This window comes from Streptomyces sp. NPDC030991 (genome assembly GCF_055571235.1).
In genome coordinates this window covers 21308-41991 of sequence record NZ_JBVIFR010000013.1, presented here as the reverse complement: position 1 = coordinate 41991, position 20684 = coordinate 21308, and the positions used below count along the sequence as shown (strand labels likewise).

General features: G+C 70.7%; 13 protein-coding genes. 7 read left to right on the top strand and 6 right to left on the bottom strand.

Going from position 1 to position 20684, the window contains the following annotated elements:
• Positions 1-42: 42 nt before the first annotated feature.
• Positions 43-5358, bottom strand: coding sequence for a pullulanase-type alpha-1,6-glucosidase (gene pulA, locus ACZ45E_RS23985; RefSeq protein WP_468223737.1), 5316 nt, complete (start codon positions 5356-5358; stop codon positions 43-45).
• A 263-nt stretch (positions 5359-5621) separates the two neighbouring features.
• On the opposite strand from pulA, the gene ACZ45E_RS23980 reads away from it, so the two are divergent.
• Positions 5622-7694 carry a carbohydrate-binding module family 20 domain-containing protein gene (locus ACZ45E_RS23980; protein WP_468223736.1) on the top strand — a complete coding sequence of 691 codons (2073 nt, stop codon included), beginning with the start codon at positions 5622-5624 and terminating at the stop codon, positions 7692-7694.
• A 52-nt stretch (positions 7695-7746) separates the two neighbouring features.
• Here the strand turns inward: ACZ45E_RS23980 and ACZ45E_RS23975 are convergent, their stop codons facing one another.
• From ACZ45E_RS23975 to ACZ45E_RS23960, 4 genes are all read right to left on the bottom strand, one after another.
• A complete protein-coding gene (locus ACZ45E_RS23975) occupies positions 7747-9426 on the bottom strand; it encodes a glycoside hydrolase family 13 protein (protein ID WP_468223734.1) in 1680 nt (559 codons plus the stop codon).
• 53 nt (positions 9427-9479) lie between these two features.
• Complete coding sequence (locus ACZ45E_RS23970; protein ID WP_468223732.1) at positions 9480-10400, bottom strand: sugar ABC transporter permease; 921 nt, start codon at positions 10398-10400, stop codon at positions 9480-9482.
• Between the two features lie 19 nt (positions 10401-10419).
• Entirely contained in the window at positions 10420-11412 is a 993-nt protein-coding gene (locus ACZ45E_RS23965; RefSeq protein ID WP_468223730.1) for a carbohydrate ABC transporter permease, read from the bottom strand.
• Positions 11413-11498: 86 nt separating this feature from the next.
• Positions 11499-12773 (bottom strand): extracellular solute-binding protein, encoded by a 1275-nt coding sequence (locus tag ACZ45E_RS23960; protein WP_468223728.1) that lies wholly within the window; start codon positions 12771-12773, stop codon positions 11499-11501.
• Between the two features lie 379 nt (positions 12774-13152).
• Between ACZ45E_RS23960 and ACZ45E_RS23955 the strand changes: the two genes are divergently transcribed.
• The 6 genes from ACZ45E_RS23955 (at position 13153) to ACZ45E_RS23930 (ending at position 20033) form a co-directional block, all read left to right on the top strand.
• Positions 13153-14187, top strand: a complete 1035-nt coding sequence (locus tag ACZ45E_RS23955) for a LacI family DNA-binding transcriptional regulator (RefSeq protein WP_468224278.1) — start codon at positions 13153-13155, stop codon at positions 14185-14187.
• Between the two features lie 532 nt (positions 14188-14719).
• Positions 14720-15907 (top strand): hypothetical protein, encoded by a 1188-nt coding sequence (locus tag ACZ45E_RS23950; RefSeq protein ID WP_468223725.1) that lies wholly within the window; start codon positions 14720-14722, stop codon positions 15905-15907.
• A complete protein-coding gene (locus tag ACZ45E_RS23945; RefSeq protein ID WP_468223723.1) occupies positions 15904-18111 on the top strand; it encodes a tetratricopeptide repeat protein in 2208 nt (735 codons plus the stop codon). Before ACZ45E_RS23950 ends, ACZ45E_RS23945 begins: the two co-directional genes overlap by 4 nt.
• Positions 18108-18641 (top strand): flavin reductase family protein, encoded by a 534-nt coding sequence (locus tag ACZ45E_RS23940; protein WP_468223721.1) that lies wholly within the window; start codon positions 18108-18110, stop codon positions 18639-18641. Before ACZ45E_RS23945 ends, ACZ45E_RS23940 begins: the two co-directional genes overlap by 4 nt.
• 147 nt (positions 18642-18788) lie before the next feature.
• On the top strand, positions 18789-19271 hold the full coding sequence (locus ACZ45E_RS23935) for an Lrp/AsnC family transcriptional regulator (RefSeq protein ID WP_468223718.1): 483 nt from the start codon (positions 18789-18791) through the stop codon (positions 19269-19271).
• A 42-nt stretch (positions 19272-19313) separates the two neighbouring features.
• Entirely contained in the window at positions 19314-20033 is a 720-nt protein-coding gene (locus ACZ45E_RS23930; RefSeq protein WP_468223717.1) for an HAD family hydrolase, read from the top strand.
• Here ACZ45E_RS23930 and ACZ45E_RS23925 read toward each other — a convergent pair.
• Positions 19981-20676 (bottom strand): TetR/AcrR family transcriptional regulator, encoded by a 696-nt coding sequence (locus ACZ45E_RS23925; protein ID WP_468223714.1) that lies wholly within the window; start codon positions 20674-20676, stop codon positions 19981-19983. The two genes, ACZ45E_RS23930 and ACZ45E_RS23925, sit on opposite strands and share 53 nt — an antisense overlap.
• Positions 20677-20684: the final 8 nt, after the last annotated feature.

The window sequence follows — 20684 nt, the reverse complement described above, 5'->3', positions numbered from 1 at the left end:
CGGTGCCCCCGCCCGCACGGACGAGGGCACCGCTGCACCCACTCACCTGCGCTCGAACACCGCCACCGTACGGGCGGGCACCTCGAACGTGCCCGAACCCGCCCTGTACGCAGCCGACTTGACGACCTCGTCCGAGCCGCCGGACTGCGTCGGATGCAGCCTGTATCCGGTCCCGGCGAGCGCCGCGACCGTCTGGCTCTGCCGCTGCGGCGTCGCGTTGAGGACGACCACGAGGTCACCGAGGCGCATGGTGATGACGCCCGGCGTCTCGCCCTTGCCGGACAGCGAAAAGGAGAGGGCCCGCTGGACGGCAGCGGCCGAGGCCAGGTGGAAGGCCGGCTCGGCCGTGCGGATCCGGAGGAGGTCCTGGTACGCGGCGGACGTACCGGTCACGGCCGCGCAGCCGGGCACCGGGACGGACGCCAACAGCGGCTTCGCGTACGGCCACTTCGCCTGGTTGTCGGCGGCCGGGGGCAGGCCGCGCCCGAACCCGTTGCCGGACCGGCAGCCCCAGTGGACGGCGTTGAACCAGTCGCCGCTGTCGAACGAGTTGCGGTCCAGGGACTTGGACCGCAACAGGTCGGTGCCCGCCTGCGACAGTGCGGGGCCCTGCGACAGCGCGGCCGTCGCCATGGCGAGGACCTGCATGCGCGAGCGGTCCGCCGTACTCGTCGTCGCCGGCAGCTTGTACGTCAAGGCGTCGTACAGGGACTCGTTGTCGTGTGCGTCGGCATAGGCGAGGGCGTCGCCGGGGGCCTCGGCGTATCCAGCGGGCGCGCCGTTGTAGTCGACGTCGGAACCCCGCACCTTCTTCCCGTCGCTGTCGGTGAACCCGTAGCCCGCGAGGTTGCCCGACAGGCCCACCTTGATGAGGTCCTGGTAGTGCAGGAGCCGGGCTTTTTGTTCGGCCGGTGTGCCGTTCGCCGCCGAGGAGTTGGGGTCGGTGTAGAGGCCTGAGGCGAAGCCCTGGACACCCGGGTCCTCGTCGAAGGGGGAGCCGCCGCGCACGGCGTCGCGTGCCCGGTCGGAGAAGGTGGCGATGCCGGTGCCCGCCATGTTCTTCTGCGTGGCCTGCTCGAAGCGGGCGTCGTTGGCGATCTCGCCGAAGTTCCAGCCCTCCCCGTAGAGGATGATCTTCTTTCCGTCGATGCCGTCCTCGGCGACGGTGAGCGCGTCGAGGGCCTTCCTGACCGCGAGGATGTTGGCCTTGGGGTGGTGGCCCATCAGGTCGAAGCGGAAGCCGTCGACCTTGTACTCCTTGGCCCAGGTGACGATCGAGTCCACGACGAGCTTGCCCATCATGGTGTTCTCGGGCGCGGTGTTGGCGCAACACGTGGAGTCGGCGACGGAGCCGTCCGCCAGGAGCCGCTGGTAGTAGCCCGGCACGATCCGGTCGAGCACGGACGTCTTCTCCTGGCCCGCCGCGGCCGTGTGGTTGTACACGACGTCCATGACGACGCGCAGCCCGTCCTCGTTGAGGGACTTGACCATCTGGCGGAACTCGACGATGCGCCGGGTGCCGTCCGGGTCGGAGGCGTACGAGCCCTCCGGGACCGTGTAGTGGTACGGGTCGTAGCCCCAGTTGTACGCGTCCTTGGCGGCGGCCTTCGTCACGCACTCCTGCTGCCGCTCGCTGTCGGCGGCGTACGACGTCAAGTCGCATTCGGGCGCGGCCTGTTCGGACTTCTTCTCGGGGATGGTGGCGATGTCGAAGGCGGGGAGCAGGTGCACGTACGAGGTGCCGGAGCCGGCCAGGTCGCGCAGGTGCTCGGAGCCGTCGCTGTTCTTGTCGGCGAAGGCGAGATAGGTGCCCCGGGCCTTGGCGGGGGTCGTCGTGTCCGCCACCGAGAAGTCGCGGATGTGCACTTCCTGGATCTGTGCGTCCTTCATGGCGACGGCCTTGGGCTTGGCAAGGCCCGACCAGCCCTTCGGAGCCAGGGACTTGTCGGCCAGGTCGGCGACGAGGCTGCGCTCCGAGTTCGCGGTGAGCGCCACCGAGTACGGGTCGGTGACCTTGTTCGTGACGAGTTTGCGGACGCTGGGCGCCCAGACGCTCACGGCGTAGCGGTACCGCTCGCCGCGCCAGGCCGCCGCGGAGCCGGTCACCGACCAGACGCCGCTCTTGGCGTCGCGGCGCATCGGCCGTTCCTTGCCGCCCAGTTCGAGGCGGACGGCGCGCGCGGTCGGCGCCCATACGGAGAGGGTGACCTTGCCGTTCTTGAACACCGGGCCCAGGGCGGCCTTCTCCGCGGCGCCCGCGTACACGTCGTCCAGGGCACCCGGGATCTGGACGCCGGTGGCGGCGAGCAGGGCTCCGTTCGCCGCGCGCTGGGTCGCGATCAGCTGCCCGCGCAGGGCATCGCGCACCCGGTCGCGGTCGCGGGGATCGACGGTGAACGCCGGATAGTCCTTCAGGTGCGGGTGCTTGGCCTTCTGCGCGTCGGTCAGCGTGCCGGGGTTCAGCCGCAGCCAGTGGCCCTCGCTGCTCAGCGCCCCGTCCTGGACGGTGATCCCGCCCTCGGGGGCGTAGACGAGCTGCTGGCTGGTGGCGGCGGTCGGCGTCACCAGCCAGACGACGGTGTCGGCGTCGATCCACTGCGCCTGCGATGTCGACAGATCGAGTTCGGCGCCGGAACCGACGGAGGGCAGCAGGTAGGCGGCGTCACCGGAGTTCAGCCACACCTCCTTGCCGTACGTGGCGAAGTCGAGGACGCGGTCGGTGGAGATGTCCTTCTCGTCGCCCTTGTGGAGGATGTAGTTCAGGGAGGTCGCGCCGTCGGCGAGCGGCACCTCGAAGATCAGGCCGTAGGCGTCCTCGCCGGTGGGCTCCAGCGGCTTCGACCAGTCGGTGGGGTTCGCGGCGCCGGTCCAGGTGTGCAGGCCCCAGCCGTCGTAGTCGCCGTCGGCGCGGTGGACGTGGACGACGGCCTTCTTCTCGTCCTGCGGCGGATAGACGCCGTCGGGCCTCGTCGTCGCCTGGTCGTCCTTGCCCTGCTCGACCCAGACCTCGCCGGTCCTCGCCAGGTCGACGGTGCGCTGCGGTCCGTCGGCGGCGTCGCCCTTCACCACGGTGTACGTCAGTGAGCTCGCGCCGTCCGGGACCTTCACCCAGGCGAAGGCACCGAAAGCGTCACGTCCGCTGAACTGACCCGTCGAGTCACCGGACTTGAGAGTCCAGTCGGCGTAGTCGCCGTCGGCGCGCTTGTAGTGGACGACCGCGTGGTCGCGGTCGACGGCCGTCGGCTTCTCGGGCGCGGGCGACCGCCCCGCCGTCGAGCCGGCGAGGGCGCTCGCGGTGTGTCCGGCACGGTCCACCACGACCGCCTTGTACCGCAGCGGGGTCCCGGCATCCACCGTGTCCGACAGGTGCTGGGTGATCCGGTACGGGGCGTGGTCGACGGAGCCCAGGGTGCGCCACGCACCGTTGCCGACCTGGGCGGCGAAGACCACACGGGCGGACGCGGTCGCGCCGGGGTCGGCGGAGAGCGTGACCGTGCCGGTGACGCCCGCGGCCGGGGCCTTCAGCGTCAGCGCAGGCTTGGCCGTCGGCCTGGGGAGCTTGTCGTCGGCGCGCAGGACGAGCGACGACAGGGCCGGGACGGTGACGGTGAGCCGCCCGCCGGATGCCTTGACCGCAGTCGAACCTCCGTACAGGGCACGGTACTTGGCGGACTCGACGGGCAGCTCGACCGTCTTCGGCCCGGTCGCGTTGTTGACCGCCACCACGTAGTCGCGGTCGGCGCCGGTGCGCGAGAAGGCGTACACGGAGTCCTTGGCGTACAGCTCCCGCTGGGTGCCGTCGGCGAGCGCCGGGTTGTTCTTGCGGAGCTTCGAGAGCGCGGCGATCGCCTTGAACAGCGGGTGCTCGGTGTCGTACGCGTCGTCGGCGTGGGTGCGGGCGGTGCCGAGTTCGTCGTCGTCGAGGTAGTCGGCGACCTTCGAGCCGAACATCGTCTGCCGGGCGTCCTTGTCGCCGCCGGGGCCGGTGAAGCCCTGCTCGTCGCCGTAGTAGACGACGGGGTTGCCGCGCGACAGGAACATCACCTCGTTGGCCAGCCGGTCGCGTTGCAGCAGCTCGGCGTCGGAGGCGGTCGGGTTGTCGGCTTTCAGAAAGCTGCCGATGCGGCCCATGTCGTGGTTGCCGAGGAACGTGACCTGCTCGTACGCGTTGGCCTTGTCGGTGGCGTACTTGTAGTCGTCCGCGAAGACCTTGGCCAGCTTGTCGGCCGGCGCACCCTGTGAGGCGTAGGCGCGGGCCGCGTCCTGGAACGGGAAGTCGAGCGTCGCGTCGAGGCGGCCGCGCGTCACGTACGGGGAGGTGACGTCGGTGTCGGCGGAGTACACCTCGCCGAACATGAAGAAGTCGTCGCGGCCGTGCCGGGCGGCGTACGCGTCGAGCGCGGTGGCCCACTGGGTCCAGAAGGCCAGGTCGACGTGTTTGGTCGTGTCGATGCGGAAGCCGTCGACGGCGAAGTCCCGCACCCACTTCTCGTAGATGTCCTCCATGCCCTTGACGACCTCGGGCCGCTCGGTCCACAGGTCGTCGAGGCCGGAGAAGTCGCCGTACGTGGTCGACTCGCCCTCCCACGTCGAGTCGCCGCGGTTGTGGTACATCGTCGGGTCGTTCAGCCAGTCCGGGACCATCTCGCCGGTGTTCTTCGGCGTGTACGGGAAGGAGTCCGCGTCGACTTTCTCGGTCACGCCCTTGCTGTCGTCGAAGGGGCGGCCCTCGGTGTCGAGGTACGGGTAGGCGCCCTTGGGGCGGTAGTTGTACGTCTTCTCGGTGTAGTCGACCGTATCGGCGGTGTGGTTCGTGATGACGTCGAAGAAGACCTTCATGCCCTTGCCGTGGGCCTTGGAGATGAGGGTCTTCAGGTCGGCGTTGCTGCCGAAGTGCGGGTCGACCTGTGTGAAGTCGGTGATCCAGTAGCCGTGGTAGCCGGCCGAGGCGTCCTTGCCCTCGCCCTGCACGGGCTGGTTCTTGAAGATCGGCGCCAGCCATATCGCGGTGGTGCCGAGCTCCTTGATGTAGTCGAGCCGCTTCGTCAGGCCCTTGAGGTCGCCGCCCTGGTAGAAGCCCTTGTCCGTGGGGTCGTAGCCGGTCGCGAGCCGGGAGCCGGTCAGGCCGCCCTTGTCGTTGGCGGTGTCACCGTTCGCGAAACGGTCGGGCAGGACGAAGTAGTACTGCTCGCGCGTCAGGTCGTGCCGGGCCGGCTCGGCGGCCAGCTTCGCGTCGGACGGCGGCGCGGGCGGCGCCGCGGCGCGGGCCGCGAGCGGCTGGGCCAACGTCAGGAGAAGCGCGGCCGCCGCGGTGTACGCGGCGACCCGTCTGCGCGGGGTGGAACGGCTGCGGCTCACGGCGGAACTCCTCGCGGAATCAGGGCTCTTGGAGGGCGTGGATCCGGGGCACGGGGCCATGTGCGTCCACGGCCCGGCGAGCGGCACCGGTCCGCCGCGTGACCGTATCGCTTGCAGGAACTTTGCTGCAAGAGTTCTGCAACCAACAGCAAGAACTTTCAACCAGGTTATTGACGCGGCCTTCGGGGCTCCCCCACGCTCTCGGTGCGCCGCCCGTCCCCTTACTCCCGGACGGGCTGGATCCCCACGCATTGGAGCCGCACATGCGCCCTACCCCCGCCCCACCCAGCAGGAAGAAGCACCGCACCGCCGCCGCTCTCGCCGTCGGAGCCCTGGCACTCGGCGGCGTCGTCACCCTGCCCGCGCAGACCGCGTCCGCCGCCGACGCGGGCGTCAAGAACGGCGACGTGATCGCCAACCTCTGGTCCTGGAACTGGACATCGGTCGCCAAGGAGTGCACCCAGGTCCTCGACCCGGCCGGCTACGGCGCCGTCCAGGTCGCCCCGCCCGAGGAGTCCCTCAAGCAGGCCAACTCCTTCTGGTGGGACGTCTACCAGCCGTACTCGTACAAGCTCGACAGCCGGTTCGGCAGTGCGGGCGACTTCAAGAGCATGATCGACACCTGTCACGCGGCGGGCATCGAGGTCTACACGGACGCCGTCATCAACCACACGGCCGCGCAGACCGGCACCGGCTACGCGGGCACCACGATCAGCAACAGGTACGACACCCCGGAGTACGACCCGGGCGACAGCGACGACTGTACGAAGACCATCTCCAACTGGTCGGACCAGCACGAGGTGCAGCACTGCGAACTGCTCGGGATGCCCGACCTCGACACCTCCGAGCCGGGGGTGCGCTCGAAGATCGTGGGCTTCCTCAACAAGCAGATCGACTTGGGCGTCGACGGCTTCCGCGTGGACGCCGCCAAGCACATCGAGACGGCCGACATGAACGCCGTCGTGGGGGCGCTGCACACCACGACGGCGGGCGACGCCCCGTACATCACCCAGGAGATCTACCCGGGCAACCCGCCCGCCCTGGGCGACTACTACCAGAACGGTGACGTCCTCGACTTCACGTACGCGGCCGCCATGAAGTCCCAGTTCGGCGACGGCGACATCGCCAACCTGGGCTCGTTCGGCAGCAGTTGGGGTCTGGCGAACGAGGCGAACTCCAACACCTTCGTCACCAACCACGACACCGAGCGCAACGGCTACTCGCTCAGTTACAAGGACGGCGCGACGGCGGTGCTCGCCAACGTCTTCCAGCTGGCTCGCGGATACGGCCGCCCGTCGGTCTACGCGGCGTGGAACTTCGGTCAGAGCGACGAGGCGCCGCCGAACAGCGGCGGCTTCGTCTCCGACACGAACTGCTCCTCCGGCTGGACCTGCCTGAACCGGGACACCGCCGTCTCCGGGATGATCGCGTGGCACAACGCGGTCGGGGGCGCCTCCGTGGCGAACTGGCAGTCCCCCGCCGCGAACGTGATCGGCTTCGGCCGGGGCAGCGGCGGCTTCGTCGCCCTGAACAACTCCTCGGCCGCGCACACCCACACGTACACGACGGGCCTCGCGGACGGCACGTACAAGAACGTCATCGACGGCGGCGCCACCTCGGTCACCGTCTCCGGCGGCAAGGCCGCGCTCACCGTCCCGGCGAAGGGCGCGGTCGCCTTCTACGACGGCGCGTACATATGCACCGTCAACTGCGGCGGCGACAACGGCGGTTCGGGCGGCGGCTCCACCGTCACCGCCTCCTTCAACGAGTACGCCCCGACGGCCTCCGGCAGCGATGTCTACGTCGTCGGCTCCGCGGCGTCGCTCGGCTCGTGGAACACGGCGAACGCGGTGAAGCTGTCCTCGGCCGGCTACCCGGTCTGGAAGAAGGACATCGCCGTACCCGCCGCGTCCTCGATCGAGTACAAGTACCTGAAGAAGGACGCTTCCGGGAACGTGACCTGGGAGTCGAACGCCAACCGGAAGCTGACGACCGGCACCTCCCCGACCACGGTGAACAACACCTGGAACGTGGCGGACGCGAGCGCCACCGACATCCGCTTCACCGCCGAGGCCACGACCACGGTGGGCACGAACGTGTACGTCGTCGGCTCGCTCCCCTCCCTCGGCTCCTGGAACCCGGCCGACGCGATCCCGCTGTCGTCGGCCGCGTACCCCTCCTGGGGCGGCTCGGTCATCGTCCCCAAGAGCACGACCTTCACGTACAAGTACCTGAAGAAGGACGCCTCGGGGAACGTGACCTGGGAGTCCGGGGCCGACCGGTCCTACACGACGGGCTCCGGCGCCGGATACACGGCGAGCGACACCTGGAAGTGACGCACGCGTGAAGAAGGGGGGCCGGTGCGCACCGGCCCCCCTTCTTCCTGCGTCAGCTGAGGTCAGCGCCTCGGGCCGTCTCCCACCACACAGTCGTGTCGGCGGGCAGTTCGACGGAGCCGTCCTCGGCCGTCACCGGGGTGGAGGAGAGCAGCACCCGGCCGGGGGCGTCCACACGGACGGGGCCCCCGGTCGTGTTGACCGTGCACGCGAACCCGGGCCGCTCGAAGAAGAGCACGCCCGCGGGGACGTCGTCGCGCCACGTCACCTCGGCGCCGGCGCCGAGACCCGGCTGGGCGCGGCGCAGGGCGAAGGCCGAGCGGTAGAGCTCCAGGGTCGAGTCCGGGTCGCCGGTCTGCGCCTCGACGCTGAGGGCGCCCCAGCCGTCGGGCTGCGGGAGCCAGCTGCCGCCGTCGCCGAAGCCGTACGAGGGCCCGTCCACGGTCCACGGGATCGGCACCCGGCAGCCGTCGCGGAAGCCGTCCTGGCCCTGGGCGCGGAAGAACGACGGGTCCTGGCGTGCCTCGTCGGGCAGGTCGGTGACGTCGGGCAGCCCGAGCTCCTCGCCCTGGTAGACGTAGGCGGAGCCGGGCAGCGCCAGCATGAGCAGCGTGGCGGCGCGGGCGCGGCGCAGGCCGAGCGCGCGGTCGCCCGGGGTGCGGATCTGGGTGCCGCCCGGCGGGTTGGCGTAGCGGGTGGCGTGCCGGGTGACGTCGTGGTTGGAGAGCACCCAGGTGGCGGGGGCGCCGACCGGCCGCATCGCGTCGAGGGAGCTGTCGATGATCTGGCGCAGCTCGGCGGCGTCCCAAGGGGCGCCCAGGTACTGGAAGTTGAACGCCTGGTGCAGTTCGTCGGGGCGGACGTAGTTGGCGGTGCGCTCGACGGTCGGGGTCCACGCCTCGGCGACGAACACCTTGTCGCCGTCGTACTCGTCGAGGATCGTGCGCCAGGAGCGGTAGATCTCGTGGACGCCGTCCTGGTCGAAGAAGGGCATGACGTCGTTGCCGAGCAGCTTCAGCTGGTCGTGCGCGCCGAGGTCCGGCAGCCCCTCGGCCTTGACGAGGCCGTGGGCGACGTCGATGCGGAAGCCGTCGACGCCCATGTCGAGCCAGAACCGCAGGATGGAGCGGAACTCGTCGGCGACGGCCGGGTGGTCCCAGTTGAAGTCGGGCTGCTCGGGCGCGAAGAGGTGCAGGTACCACTCGCCGTCGGGCAGCCGTGTCCAGGCGGGGCCGCCGAAGATGGACTCCCAGTCGTTGGGCGGGAGTTCGCCGTTCGCGCCCTTTCCGGGGCGGAAGTGGTAGCGGTCGCGCAGCGGCGATCCGGGGCCTTCGGCGACGGCGCGCTTGAACCACTCGTGCTGGTCGGAGGAGTGGTTCGGCACGAGGTCGACGATGACGCGCAGGTCCAGCCCGTGGGCGTCGCGGATCACGGCGTCGGCGTCGAGGAGCGTGCCGTACATGGGGTCGACGGCCCGGTAGTCGGCGACGTCGTAGCCGCCGTCGGCCTGCGGGGAGGCGTAGAACGGCGACAGCCACACCGCGTCGACGCCGAGGTCGCGCAGGTGGGGCAGGCGGCGGCGGACGCCTTCGAGGTCGCCGGTGCCGTCGCCGTCGCTGTCGGCGAAACTGCGCGGGTAGACCTGATAGATGACCGCGTCGCGCCACCAGTCGGTGGTCTCACGGGTCGTGGTGGCGAACGCCGGGGACTCGTCGGTGGAGTGCTGAGTCATGGTGTCCTTGCTGCGTAAAGGAGCCGGGCTACTGGTCGGTGTTCGGATGGGTCTCAGCCCTTGGTGCCGCCTGCCGTCAGGCCGGTGACCAGGTGCTTCTGGACAAGGTAGAAGAAGGCGGTGACGGGGACGGCGATCAACACCGCGGTGGCGGCCATGAGGTTCCACTGCGCGTCGTGCTCGCTGACGAAGCTCTGCAGGCCGACGGCGAAGGTGTACTTCGAGTCGTCGAGCAGGAAGGTGGAGGCGAACGCGACCTCGGCGAACGCGGTGATGAAGGCGTAGAACGCGGCGACCGCGATGCCGGGCTTGGCGAGCGGCAGGATCAGCCGCCAGAAGGTGCCGAACGGCGAGAGGCCGTCGATCCGGCCCGCCTCGTCGATGTCGACGGGCACCGTGTCGAAGTAGCCCTTCATCAGCCAGGTGCAATACGGCACGATCGTCGTGCAGTTGACCAGGATGAGGCCCACGTAGCTGTCGATGAGGCCGAGTTCGGAGAAGATCTCGTACATCGGCACGATCAGGACGGCGATGGGGAACGCCTGGGTGAGCAGCAGCACCCACATCAGCGGCCGGTAACCGGGGAAGCGCATCCGCGAGACGGCGTACCCCGTGGTCGCCGCGAACAGCACGCCGACGAGGGTGGTGCCGAGCGCGACGACCAGCGTCGACTTCATCCAGTCGAAGAAGCCGGTGTGCTGGAGCACGTACGCGTAGTTGTCGAACGTCGCCTTGCCCGCGATGCCGCCGGGGTGCAGGTAGTCGTCCTTGTCCGGCCCCATCGACAGGTAGACGAGCCACACGATGGGGAAGAGGGCGATGAGGCTCGCGACGGTGAGGACACCGTGCGACAGGGCGCTCGCCAGCGGGCCCCGCTCGCCGCGCCGGCGCACGCGGCCTGCCCCGGCCGGAGCCGCCGGCGGGGTGGAGCGCTGCGCGGGGACCTTCGGTGCGGAGGCGGTCGTGGTGCTCATGGTGGGGGCTCCTGCGGCGTCAGACGGCGAGCTGCTCATTGCGCTTCAACCAGCGGTAGTAGAAGGACGTGAAGACGGTGAGGATCGACAGGAGCAGCACGCCGTACGCGGCGGACTGCGCGAAGTCGCGCGGCTGCTGCCCGAAGCCGAGGCGGTAGGCCCAGGTCACGAGGATCTGCGCGTCGGGGGCGGTGTTGCCGAACAGCAGGAAGATGATCGCGAACTGGTTGAACGTCCAGATCACGCCGAGCAGGACGACCGTGGAGCTGACCGAGCGCAGGCCGGGCAGGGTGATGTGGCGGAACTGCTGCCAGGCGCTCGCGCCGTCCATCTCCGCGGCCTCGTACAGGGAGGCGTCGATGGACTGGAGACCGCCGAGGAGCGAGATCATCATGAACGGCACACCGCACCACGTGTTGACGAGGATCGCGGCGGCCTTCTGGAAGAAGGGGTCCTCCAGCCATGCGGGCTGGGGCAGGTGGAGCGAGCCGAGCGTCGCGTTGATGATCCCGGAGTCGGCGAGCATGATCCGCCACGCGAAGACGGTGACGAAGGTGGGCACCGCCCACGGGAGAATCAGCATCAGCCGGTAGAAGGTGCGTCCGCGCATCTTCTGGTTGAGCAGCAGGGCGAGGCCGAGCCCGATGCCGTAGTGCAGGGCGACACAGAGCGCCGTCCAGACGATGGTCCAGATGAAGTGCGACCAGAAGCGGTCGTAGGAGGCCGGGCCCCACAGGATGTCGGCGTAGTTGTCGAGGCCGACGAAGGTGTAGGTGGCGTCGATGTGGTTGACGCCGATGGTGCGGGCGGAGTTGAGGCTGTTGGCGTCGGTGAGCGTCAGATAGAGGCCCCGCAGCAGCGGGTAGCCGACGAGCACGCCGAGGACGACGACGACCGGGGCGATCATCACGTACGCGTACCAGTACGTGCGGTACGAGTCCTTCAGGCGCCGGAACGGTCCTGGGCGCGGCTCACGGCTTTTGGTGGCCGGTCGGTCGACGGCGATGGTCATGGCGGAGCACCTTCTGATCAGGTCGACGCCGGCCCGCGCCCTCCCCCTTCGGGGCGCGGACCGGCCGAACTACAAGGAGAGTGACGTCACTTGGCGAAGTCGGGCACGAGCTTGGCGAACGCGGTCCCCACGTTGCCCAGGCCCTTGTCGAGGGACTCCTTGCCGGTGGCGACCTTCGGCAGCTCCTGGTCCATCGGCGTCCACAGCGAGCTGTACTCAGGCAGCTCGGGGCGCGGCCGGGCGGCGGGCAGCACCTTCTGGTAGCCGGCGATGCCCGGGTCGGCGGTGACCTTCGCGGTGTACGCGTCCGCGCGCGTCGGCAGCGTCGAGTTCTTCAGGGCGATCTGCTCCTGCGTCTTCGCCGAGGTCATCCACTTCACGAACTTCAGCGACGCGCTCTGGTGGGCCTTGTCGGAGCCCGCGTAGACGGAGAGGTTGTGGCCGCCGGTCGGGGCACCCGCCTTGCCGGTCGAGCCGGCCGGGACGGTGGCGATGCCGAGGTTGGCCTTGTCCTTGAACGCCGCGCCCTTGTAGAAGTTCGTGATCTCCCACGGCCCCTGGATGATCGAGGCGACCTTGCCGTTGACGAACGCGTCCTGGATGTGGGCGTACGCGTCGGCGGTGGCGTCGGCCTTGTGCAGGCCCTTGCCGTCGAACAGGCCCTGCCAGGCGGTCAGGCCCTTCTTGGCCTCGGCGGAGGCGATGGTGATCTTCTTGCCCGAGGCGTCGACGGTGTCGGTGCCCTCGCCGAACAGGAACGGCTGGGCGTAGTAGCCGGCCGTGGAGCCCCAGTAGCCGTCGGCGCCGGTCTTCTCCTTGACCTTGGCGGCGGCCGACTTCAGCTCGGCCCAGGTGGTGGGCGCCTTCGTGACGCCCGCCTTCTCGAAGAGCGCCTTGTTGTAGACGAGCGCGAGGGTGTCGGTGACCAGCGGCACACCGTAGGTCTTGCCGTCGAACTGTGCCTGCTTGATCAGGCTCGCCTGGAACGTGTCCTGCTCCGCGAGGGCCTCGGTGCCGTCCAGCGGCAGCAGGTAGCTCTTCTTCGCGAACGCGGGGGTCCAGCCGACCTCGGCGCGCAGCACGTCCGGGGCGCCGCTGGCGCCGGCCGCGGTGTCGAACTTGTTCTGCGCCTGGTCGAAGGGGACGTTGACGTACTTGACCTTGACGTCGGGGTTGGCCTTCTCGAAGTCCTTGACCAACGCCTTGTACGTGGGCGCCTCGTTGGTGGCGTTCGACGTGTCCCACCACGTGATGGTGGTCGGGCCCGAGGCCTTGCCGCCGTCGTCGTCGCTTCCGCCACACGCCGTCGCCGCGAGTGCGAGGGACGCCACCACCGCGGTGGCCGCTATGCCACGCCGCATGAGATCTCCTAGAGGGTGAATGCCCGTGAGTGGGTGAGGAGAGGTCCCGTCCGCTCCTCCGGCCCACTTGCCGACCGCGCCGTCGCCGCCGCCGGGCGACGTGAACGTAACAGCGCGGCAAGCCCGGCGAAAGACCTTGCAGCAAAAATTTGCAGCCACCGTGGCGAGTTATCGCTTCGTGACCCACAAAGAACGGACGAATGTGGGGACTTATGACCGATTATTCACCGTTAGATCACCGTGCAAGGCTCTGCAAGCTCTTGCCACGGGGTGGCAGCGCGGGGATCATCAGGACCCTTGCCAGCAGGATGTCCCCTCAAGGAGTGCGATGACGCAGCTGCCCGCACAGGCTGCCCGGCGACCGGCCAAGGCCCCACCCGTGACCGCGCGCCTCGCCGACATCGCGGCACAGGCGGGCGTCAGCGAGGCCACGGTCAGCCGCGTCCTCAACGGCAAGCCGGGCGTCGCGTCGGCCACCCGCCAGTCGGTGCTCGCCGCCCTGGACGTGCTCGGCTACGAGCGGCCCGTGCGGCTGCGGCAGCGCAGCGAGGGCCTGGTCGGCCTGATCACCCCGGAGCTGGAGAACCCGATCTTCCCGGCCCTCGCCCAGACCATCGGGCAGGCGCTGACCCGCGAGGGCTACACACCGGTCCTGGCCACCCAGACCCCCGGCGGCTCCACCGAGGACGAGCTCACCGAGATGCTCGTCGACCGGGGCGTCACCGGCATCATCTACGTCTCCGGACTGCACGCCGACACCACCGCGGACCCCGAGCGCTACGAGCGGCTGCGCGCGCAGGGCGTGCCGTTCGTGCTCGTCGACGGGTTCTCGCCGAAGGTGCGGGCCCCCTTCATCTCGCCGGACGACCGGGCCGCGATGCAGCTGGCCGTCACGCACCTCGCCTCGCTGGGCCACAGCCGTATCGGCCTCGCGCTCGGCCCGAAGCGGTTCGTGCCGGTGCAGCGGAAGATCGAGGGCTTCGTGCGCTCGATGCAGGAGCGCCTCGGCCTCTCTCCTGGCGAGGTGGAGCGCGACCTCGTCCAGCACTCCCTCTACACCTTGGAGGGGGGTCAGGCCGCGGCGTCCGATCTGCTGGACCGCGGCTGTACGGCTGTCGTCTGCGCCAGCGACATGATGGCGCTCGGCGCGATCCGGGCGGCCCGCCAGCGCGGCCTGGAGGTCCCCGACGACATCTCGGTGGTCGGGTTCGACGACTCGCCGCTGATCGCCTTCACCGATCCGCCGCTGACCACGGTGCGCAAGCCCGTGCAGGCGATGGGCCGGGCGGCGGTCCGCGCGGTCCTGGAGGAGATCGGCGGCACACCCGCGCCGCACACCGAGTTCGTGTTCATGCCCGAACTGGTGGTGCGCGGCTCCACCGCGTCGGGGCCCGGCGTCACGGGCCGGCGCTGAGCGCCGGCGGCTGAACGCCACGGCCCTTCGATCCGTACGCTGCGGTACGTCCGGCCGAGGCCGGAACAACGGGGACCGTGCGGGAGGTACGGATGGTGCGCAGAGCGCTCCGCTGAGGCGGGCGGTACGGCTGTCGACGGCAGCCGTCCGCCCGCCTGATCATTTCTCACCTTTTCTCAGGTAGTTCCTGAATTTCTTTTTCCGTGCCCGGAGTGCCGCTTCGCGCTGCCCGAAAACAGCCGCACATACCCGCCGGAAAATAATTACCGGATGGTTCTGTTCCCCGTTGACAGGCCGGATTGCGGGCGCCAATGCTGGTTACCCAACAGCGATTCCGGAAATTCGCAGAACTCCAATGCCCCGGAAGGGGGAAATGCCATGAAGAAGATTTCCGTCCGCAAGGCCGGTCCGATCCGTCTGACCACCGCCTGCTACTACCTCTGCGGCGACGCCGCGTAATCCGCTCCGCCACCGGCCGGAGCCGGACCGCCTTCGGGGTCCGGCTCCGGCCTTCCTCAGGGAGGTGCGCCTGATGGGCGCGACCGTATCTCTGCACCGGCTCACCATGGTGGCCGAGGACGACGGCGTGATGGTCGGCCGGCCCGACACCGGCTCCTACGCGGTGTTCCCCGAAGAGGGCGCACAGGCCCTGCAGATGTTCGCCGACGGGGCGCCGGCCGAGGAGGTCACCGCCTGGTTCGAGCGCACCTACGGGTCACCCCTCGACCTGGACGACTTCCTGGAGACCCTTGCCGAGCTGGGTTTTCTGCGCACCGGCGACGCCGTCGTGGAGCAGCCGACGGTGCGCTGGCAGTGGTTCGCGCGGCTGCTGTTCTCCTGGCCCGCGTGGCTCGCCTACGGCGCCCTGGTGGCGGCAGCGGTGACCGCGATGGTGCGCGATCCCGGGCTGCGGCCCTCGTACCACCATGTGTTCTTCACGCACTACGTGTCGCTGATCCCGATCATCGTCTTCGCCGTCGCGATCCCCTGCATCGTCGTCCACGAGGCGTTCCACGCACTCGCCGGGCGCCGCCTCGGGCTCCCCTCGACGCTCGGACTCGGGCGCAGGCTCTACTACCTGGTCGCCGAGACCCGGCTCGACTCCCTGCTCAGTGTCGAGCGCCGGAAACGCTATCTTCCGTTCTGCGCGGGCATGCTGGCAGATGTCATCCTGATGTGCGGACTCACCCTTCTGTCGCTCGTTCTCGACGGGCACGGAATTCCGTCCTGGATTCACAAACTCTGCCTCGCTGTCGCCTTCACCTGTGTCCTGCGCCTCATCTGGCAATTCCTGTTCTATTTGGAAACGGACCTCTATTACGTGGTGACGACCGCGGCCCGCTGCACCGATCTTCAGAACGCCACGCGGTTCAGGCTGCGCACCGGGCTGCGGAAGGCGCTGCGCCGGAAGCCGCCCGTGCCGGACACCGCGTGGTCCGCGCGCGATCACGCCGTGGCGCGCTGGTACGCGCCGCTGCTCGTCGCCGGGTACGGGTTCTCGCTCGCCTCGCTCGCCTGGGCGGGGCTGCCGACCGCGCTGCATTTCTGGTCGACGGTCACCGGCCGGCTGAGCGGCGCGGACACCCCGTTCTGGGATCTGGTGGACGCGGCCGGTTTCATCGCCCTGTCCGGGCTTCAGCTCGGGCTGCTCGTCCACGTCACCCTGCGGGACCGGCGCGGCCGGTCCCGGACCACCGCACCGCAAGGAGCCCTGACATGACCGCTCACCCGACCCGTGTGTCGACCCGGCACTGGTGGCTGGATGCCGCCTCCGAGGTCACGGACGCCGGAGCACCTCCCCCGGCGCAGTGGCAGGTGCGCTGCCACCGCCGGTTACGCGGCCCGTTCACCGCCGCCCACTTCCTTCTGCACCAGGCCGTCCCCCAACTGGTCGCGCGGGACAGCCAGTTGGTGGCCGCCGCGCGCGCCGCCGAGGTGGAGGCGATCGCCCCGGAGCTGATGGCGATCGTGCCGACACCGCCGCAGACCCTCACCAACCTCGCCGGGGCCACGGAGCGCACCCGCTTCTATCCGGCGAGCCGGGCGCTGCGCATCGCCCACGGTGTCGCCGAACTCCTCATGGACTGGGCGCGCTCCGCCCACCCCGGCGGTCTGACGCTCGCCTTCCGCGGTCTGGACGACGCGGACCCCACGGACCGCGATCTCGTGGCCGTGCTGCTGCGGCGCTGCGACCCGGCCGTGCTGACCGTGGTCGTGGACGGCGCGGGGGCCGCCTCCGATCCGCTCGGCCGCGCCCTGACCGCACACACCCACCGGACGGCCCGTCTCCCCGTCGTCGACGCCGCGCTGTTGCCGGACACCGACCTCGCCCAGCTGTACATCGACATCGACGGCGCAGGGGAGGATCCCCGGCTGCGCCGCGCCTACGACGCGCTGCCCGCCGACGAGCGGGCGCGCCGGCACTCCGCGCGCGCCGCGCTGCTCGCCGGGCGGGACGAGCCGACGCTGCGACTCGCCGCGATCCCCTACCACCTGGAGCACGGCACCGATCCTGCCGGCGAGGGCGTCGCCGCGATCGTCGAGGCCGTCAACGCCTGCTTCGACAAGGGGTTCTACGAAGCGGTGATCGACCTCGCGCGACGCGGACGCGCCCTGCTCGACGACTCCGCGCCCTCCCGTACGTACTGGAACCTGACGCACAAGATCGGTGCCTGCCTCTGCTACCTGGGGCGCGGGGCCGACGCCTTCGCCTACTTCGAGCAGATGCGGCGCGGCTCCACCTCGCCCGACGTCCACATGGGCACCGCCTACCTCATGGCGATGCTGTACACCCGGTTCCTGCCCAAGGACGACCACGACGAGGACCGGGCGCTGGCCTGGGTGAACACGGCCATCTCCCTGGCCGACGTGCACCCCGACCCGCACAAGCGGGTGCTGGTGCGGGCGTTCATGCGCAACGCGCGCGCCCTGGTCGAACTGCACCGCGGCAACGTCGACGGCTCTCTCGCCCTGGTCGACGAGGCGATGGCGATCACCGACGCCGACTTCGGCCCGGACGAGCAACTCCTGCACCGCTCCGTCCTGTTGTACAACCGGGCCCAGGTGCGGGGCGCCCGGCGCGACCACGCCGCCTCGCTCGCCGACTACGACGAGGTGATCCGCCGCGACCCGGACTACGGGGACTACTACTTCGAGCGGGCCGCCCAGCACCGGGCCCTCGGTGAGCCCCGTGCGGCGCTCGCCGACTACGCGACGGCGATCCGGCTGACCCCGCCCTTCTACGAGGCACACTTCAACCGGGCGGACCTGCTGCGCGAGCTGGGCGACGACGCGGGCGCGCTGCGGGACCTCGACCATGCCCTCGACCTCGACCCGGACCATGTGGACTCGCTGGTGCACCGGGCCGATCTGCGGCTGGCCCGCGGCGACTTCGACAAGGCCCGCGCCGACATCGGGCACGGCCTCGCCCTGGCGCCCGCACACCCGCAACTCCTCGCCGCGCAAGGCGCGTTGTACTCGGAACTGGGCGACAGCGAGGCCGCGTACGACAGTTACTCGGCAGCTCTGCGGGCCGACGCGCGCTACGTGGCGGCCTGGGCCAACCGGGCCGTGCTCGCCTTCGAGGCGGGCCGGGCCGAAGACGCCGTCGACGACCTGGACGCCGCGCTCGCGCTCACCGACGACGCCGAGCTGCGGGCCAACCGGGCCGTGGCGCTGCAGTCCCTGGGCGAGCACCGGCGGGCCGTCGCCGACCTGGACCGCGCCGTCGCGGCCCTCGACCACGGCGCGGACCCGGAGCTGCTGTACCTCCGGGGTGTCAGCCGTTTCGCCCTGGACGACGAGAGCGGGGGCCTCGCGGACTGGCACGCACATTGCGCGGCGTACGGCTCCGCCGACGCGTCGCCGCACGCCGAGGAGGTGCGGGCCCGCGTGGCTGCCGCGCCGCGGGAGGGCGCCGCGTGAGCCGGACCGAAGCGACCTCCCGGCCGGCCCCCGCGGCGGCTGCCGAACCGGCCGAGCCCGACCTCGTACGGTCCGTTCTGCGCCGGCATGCCAAGGGCGTCGCCGTGGTCACGGTCGGCGGTGAGCCGCCCGCCGGGTTCTGTGTGACGTCCCTGGCCTCGCTCTCCCTCGATCCGCCGCTGATGTCGTTCACGGTCGGTCTGCGCTCGGCGTCCTGGAGCGCGGTGCGCGGCGCGGCCCGGGTGATGGTGCAGCTTCTCGCGGCGGGGCAGGAGGAGGTGGCGCGGACCTTCGCGGGCCCGCGCCCCGCCCGGTTCGGGGCGGCCACCTCCTGGCACCGGGACCCTCTGGGGCTGCCCGCGCTGGACGGGGTGCTGGCCCGGTTCGTCCTCGCTCCGGTCAGCTTCCGGCCGGTCGGCGACCACGCCCTGGTCATCGGGCTCGTGGTGCGGGCCGGACGGGTCACGGAGGCCGGCCCGCTGGTCCATCACGACGGTGATTTCGTCGGGCTGCCCGGGCCGCCGGGCTGACACGGCCGCACACAGGGCAACGGCCTCGGGGCGGAGCCGTCTGCCCTGCCCGGAGGAGACAACTGGCCCAGGGGTGGGCGCCACGACTGGGCCATTGGTACGGTCGGCCCCAGATCGAGGACCGAACCGAAAGGGACGCGCACCCCCATGGCCGTGGACCAGCTCGACACCCGCATCCTGCGGCTGCTCCTGGAGCAGCCGCGGACCAGCGTCCGTGAGTACGCCCGCATCCTCGGTGTCGCCCGCGGCACGCTCCAGGCGCGGCTCGACCGGCTCGAACGGGACGGTGTGATCACGAGCGTGGCGCCGTCCCTCTCCCCCGCCGCCCTCGGCCATCCGGTCCTCGCCTTCGTCCACATCGAGGTGACGCAGGGCCACCTCAGCGAGGTCGGGGACGCGCTCGCGCAGGTGCCCGAGATCATCGAGGCGCACTCCACCACCGGCGGCGGCGATCTGCTGGCCCGGGTGGCGGCGCGCGACGCCGGTCATCTGGAGGACGTGGTCCAGCAGCTCAACCGGCTGCCCGGCGTGGTCCGCACCCGCACCGAGGTCGCGCTGCGCGAGCGGGTCCCGCACCGGCTGCTGCCGCTGGTCGAGGCGATCGGGCGAGCGGCGGCGGAGCGCGGCTGAGCGGCGCGCGCCGTGGGCCCGCCGTCCTGCATGCTGGACGGCATGAACGCCTCGCACCACGACTCCCCGTACCGCTTCGGAGCCACGGCGGTCGTCTTCGACCTCGACGGCACTCTCGTCGACAGCGAGCCCAACTACTACCGGGCGTCGCTCGCCACCCTGGCCCGCTACGGCGTCACGGACTTCACCTGGGCCGACCACGAGACGTACGTCGGCATCTCGACGCTGGAGAGCGTCGGGATCTGGCGGCAGAAGTACGGCATCGACGCCCCGGCGCACGAGCTGCTCGACGACCTGAACGCCCGCTACCTGGATCTGGCCCGCGCCGACACCCACGTCTTCCCGCAGATGCGGCTGTTCGTGGAGCGGCTGCACACGGCGGGCGTACCGATGATCGTGGCGTCGGGTTCGTCGCCGGAGGCCATCGAGGCGATCCTGGGCGGCACCGGTCTCGGGGCGTGGCTGACGCGGTACGTGTCGGCGGACGAGGTCGAGCACGGCAAGCCGGCCCCCGACGTGTTCCTGGAGGCGGCCCGCCGCCTCGGCGCGGCCCCGGCGCACTGCGTGGTCCTGGAGGACGCGGCGCCGGGGGCCGTCGCGGCGCACGCGGCGGGCATGCGGTGCATCGCGCTGCCGTACGTCGCTGCGCAGGCGGACGACCCCGCGTTCACCACGGTCGACCTGCTGTTCAAGGGCGGCCAGGAGGAGTTCACGGCGCGGGCGGCGTGCGTGTGGCTGGAGCGCTCGGCGCCGTCCTCCTGAGCGGCCCGGAGCGTGCCGCGCCGACGCCGAGGAGGTGCAGGTACATGGCGGTGACGTCCCGTACCGCTCCGTCGTACGCCGCCGGCCGCCCGGCCACGAGCCGCGCGAACTCCACGCTCATGCCGCCGACGGCCCGGGCCAGCGTGAGCGGGTCGACGACGGGGCGGGCCCGCCCCTCCTCCGCGACGCGGCGCACATAGCGGGCCGCGCGCCGCACCGGCCGCTCCCGGATCTCCTCCCACAGCGCGCGCACCTCGTCATCGGTGCGGGCCTGCTGTTCGAGCAGGGCGAGCAGCGGGAGATGGCGGGCGTAGGCGGCGATGAACGCGGCGGTGGAGGCACCCGCGACCGCGGCCACGTCGTCGGGGTCGACGCCGGGTACTTCCTGTGCCGCGAGGAACGCGTCGCGTACGCGCGCCGCGAGGACCCGGAACACCTCCTCCTTCGACGCGAAGTACACGTAGAAGCCGGCCCGCGAGATCCGCGCCCGCGCGGTGATGTCGGCGATGGTCGTGGGCGCGTACCCGAGCCGCCCGAAGACCTCCTCCGCCGCGTCGAGCAGCCGCCCGCGCGCCGGTGCGCCGGTCCGGTCCCGGGCGGTGCGGGTCGCCCACTCCTGCCGCTCCTGCCGCTTGCGTGCCACAGCGCCAG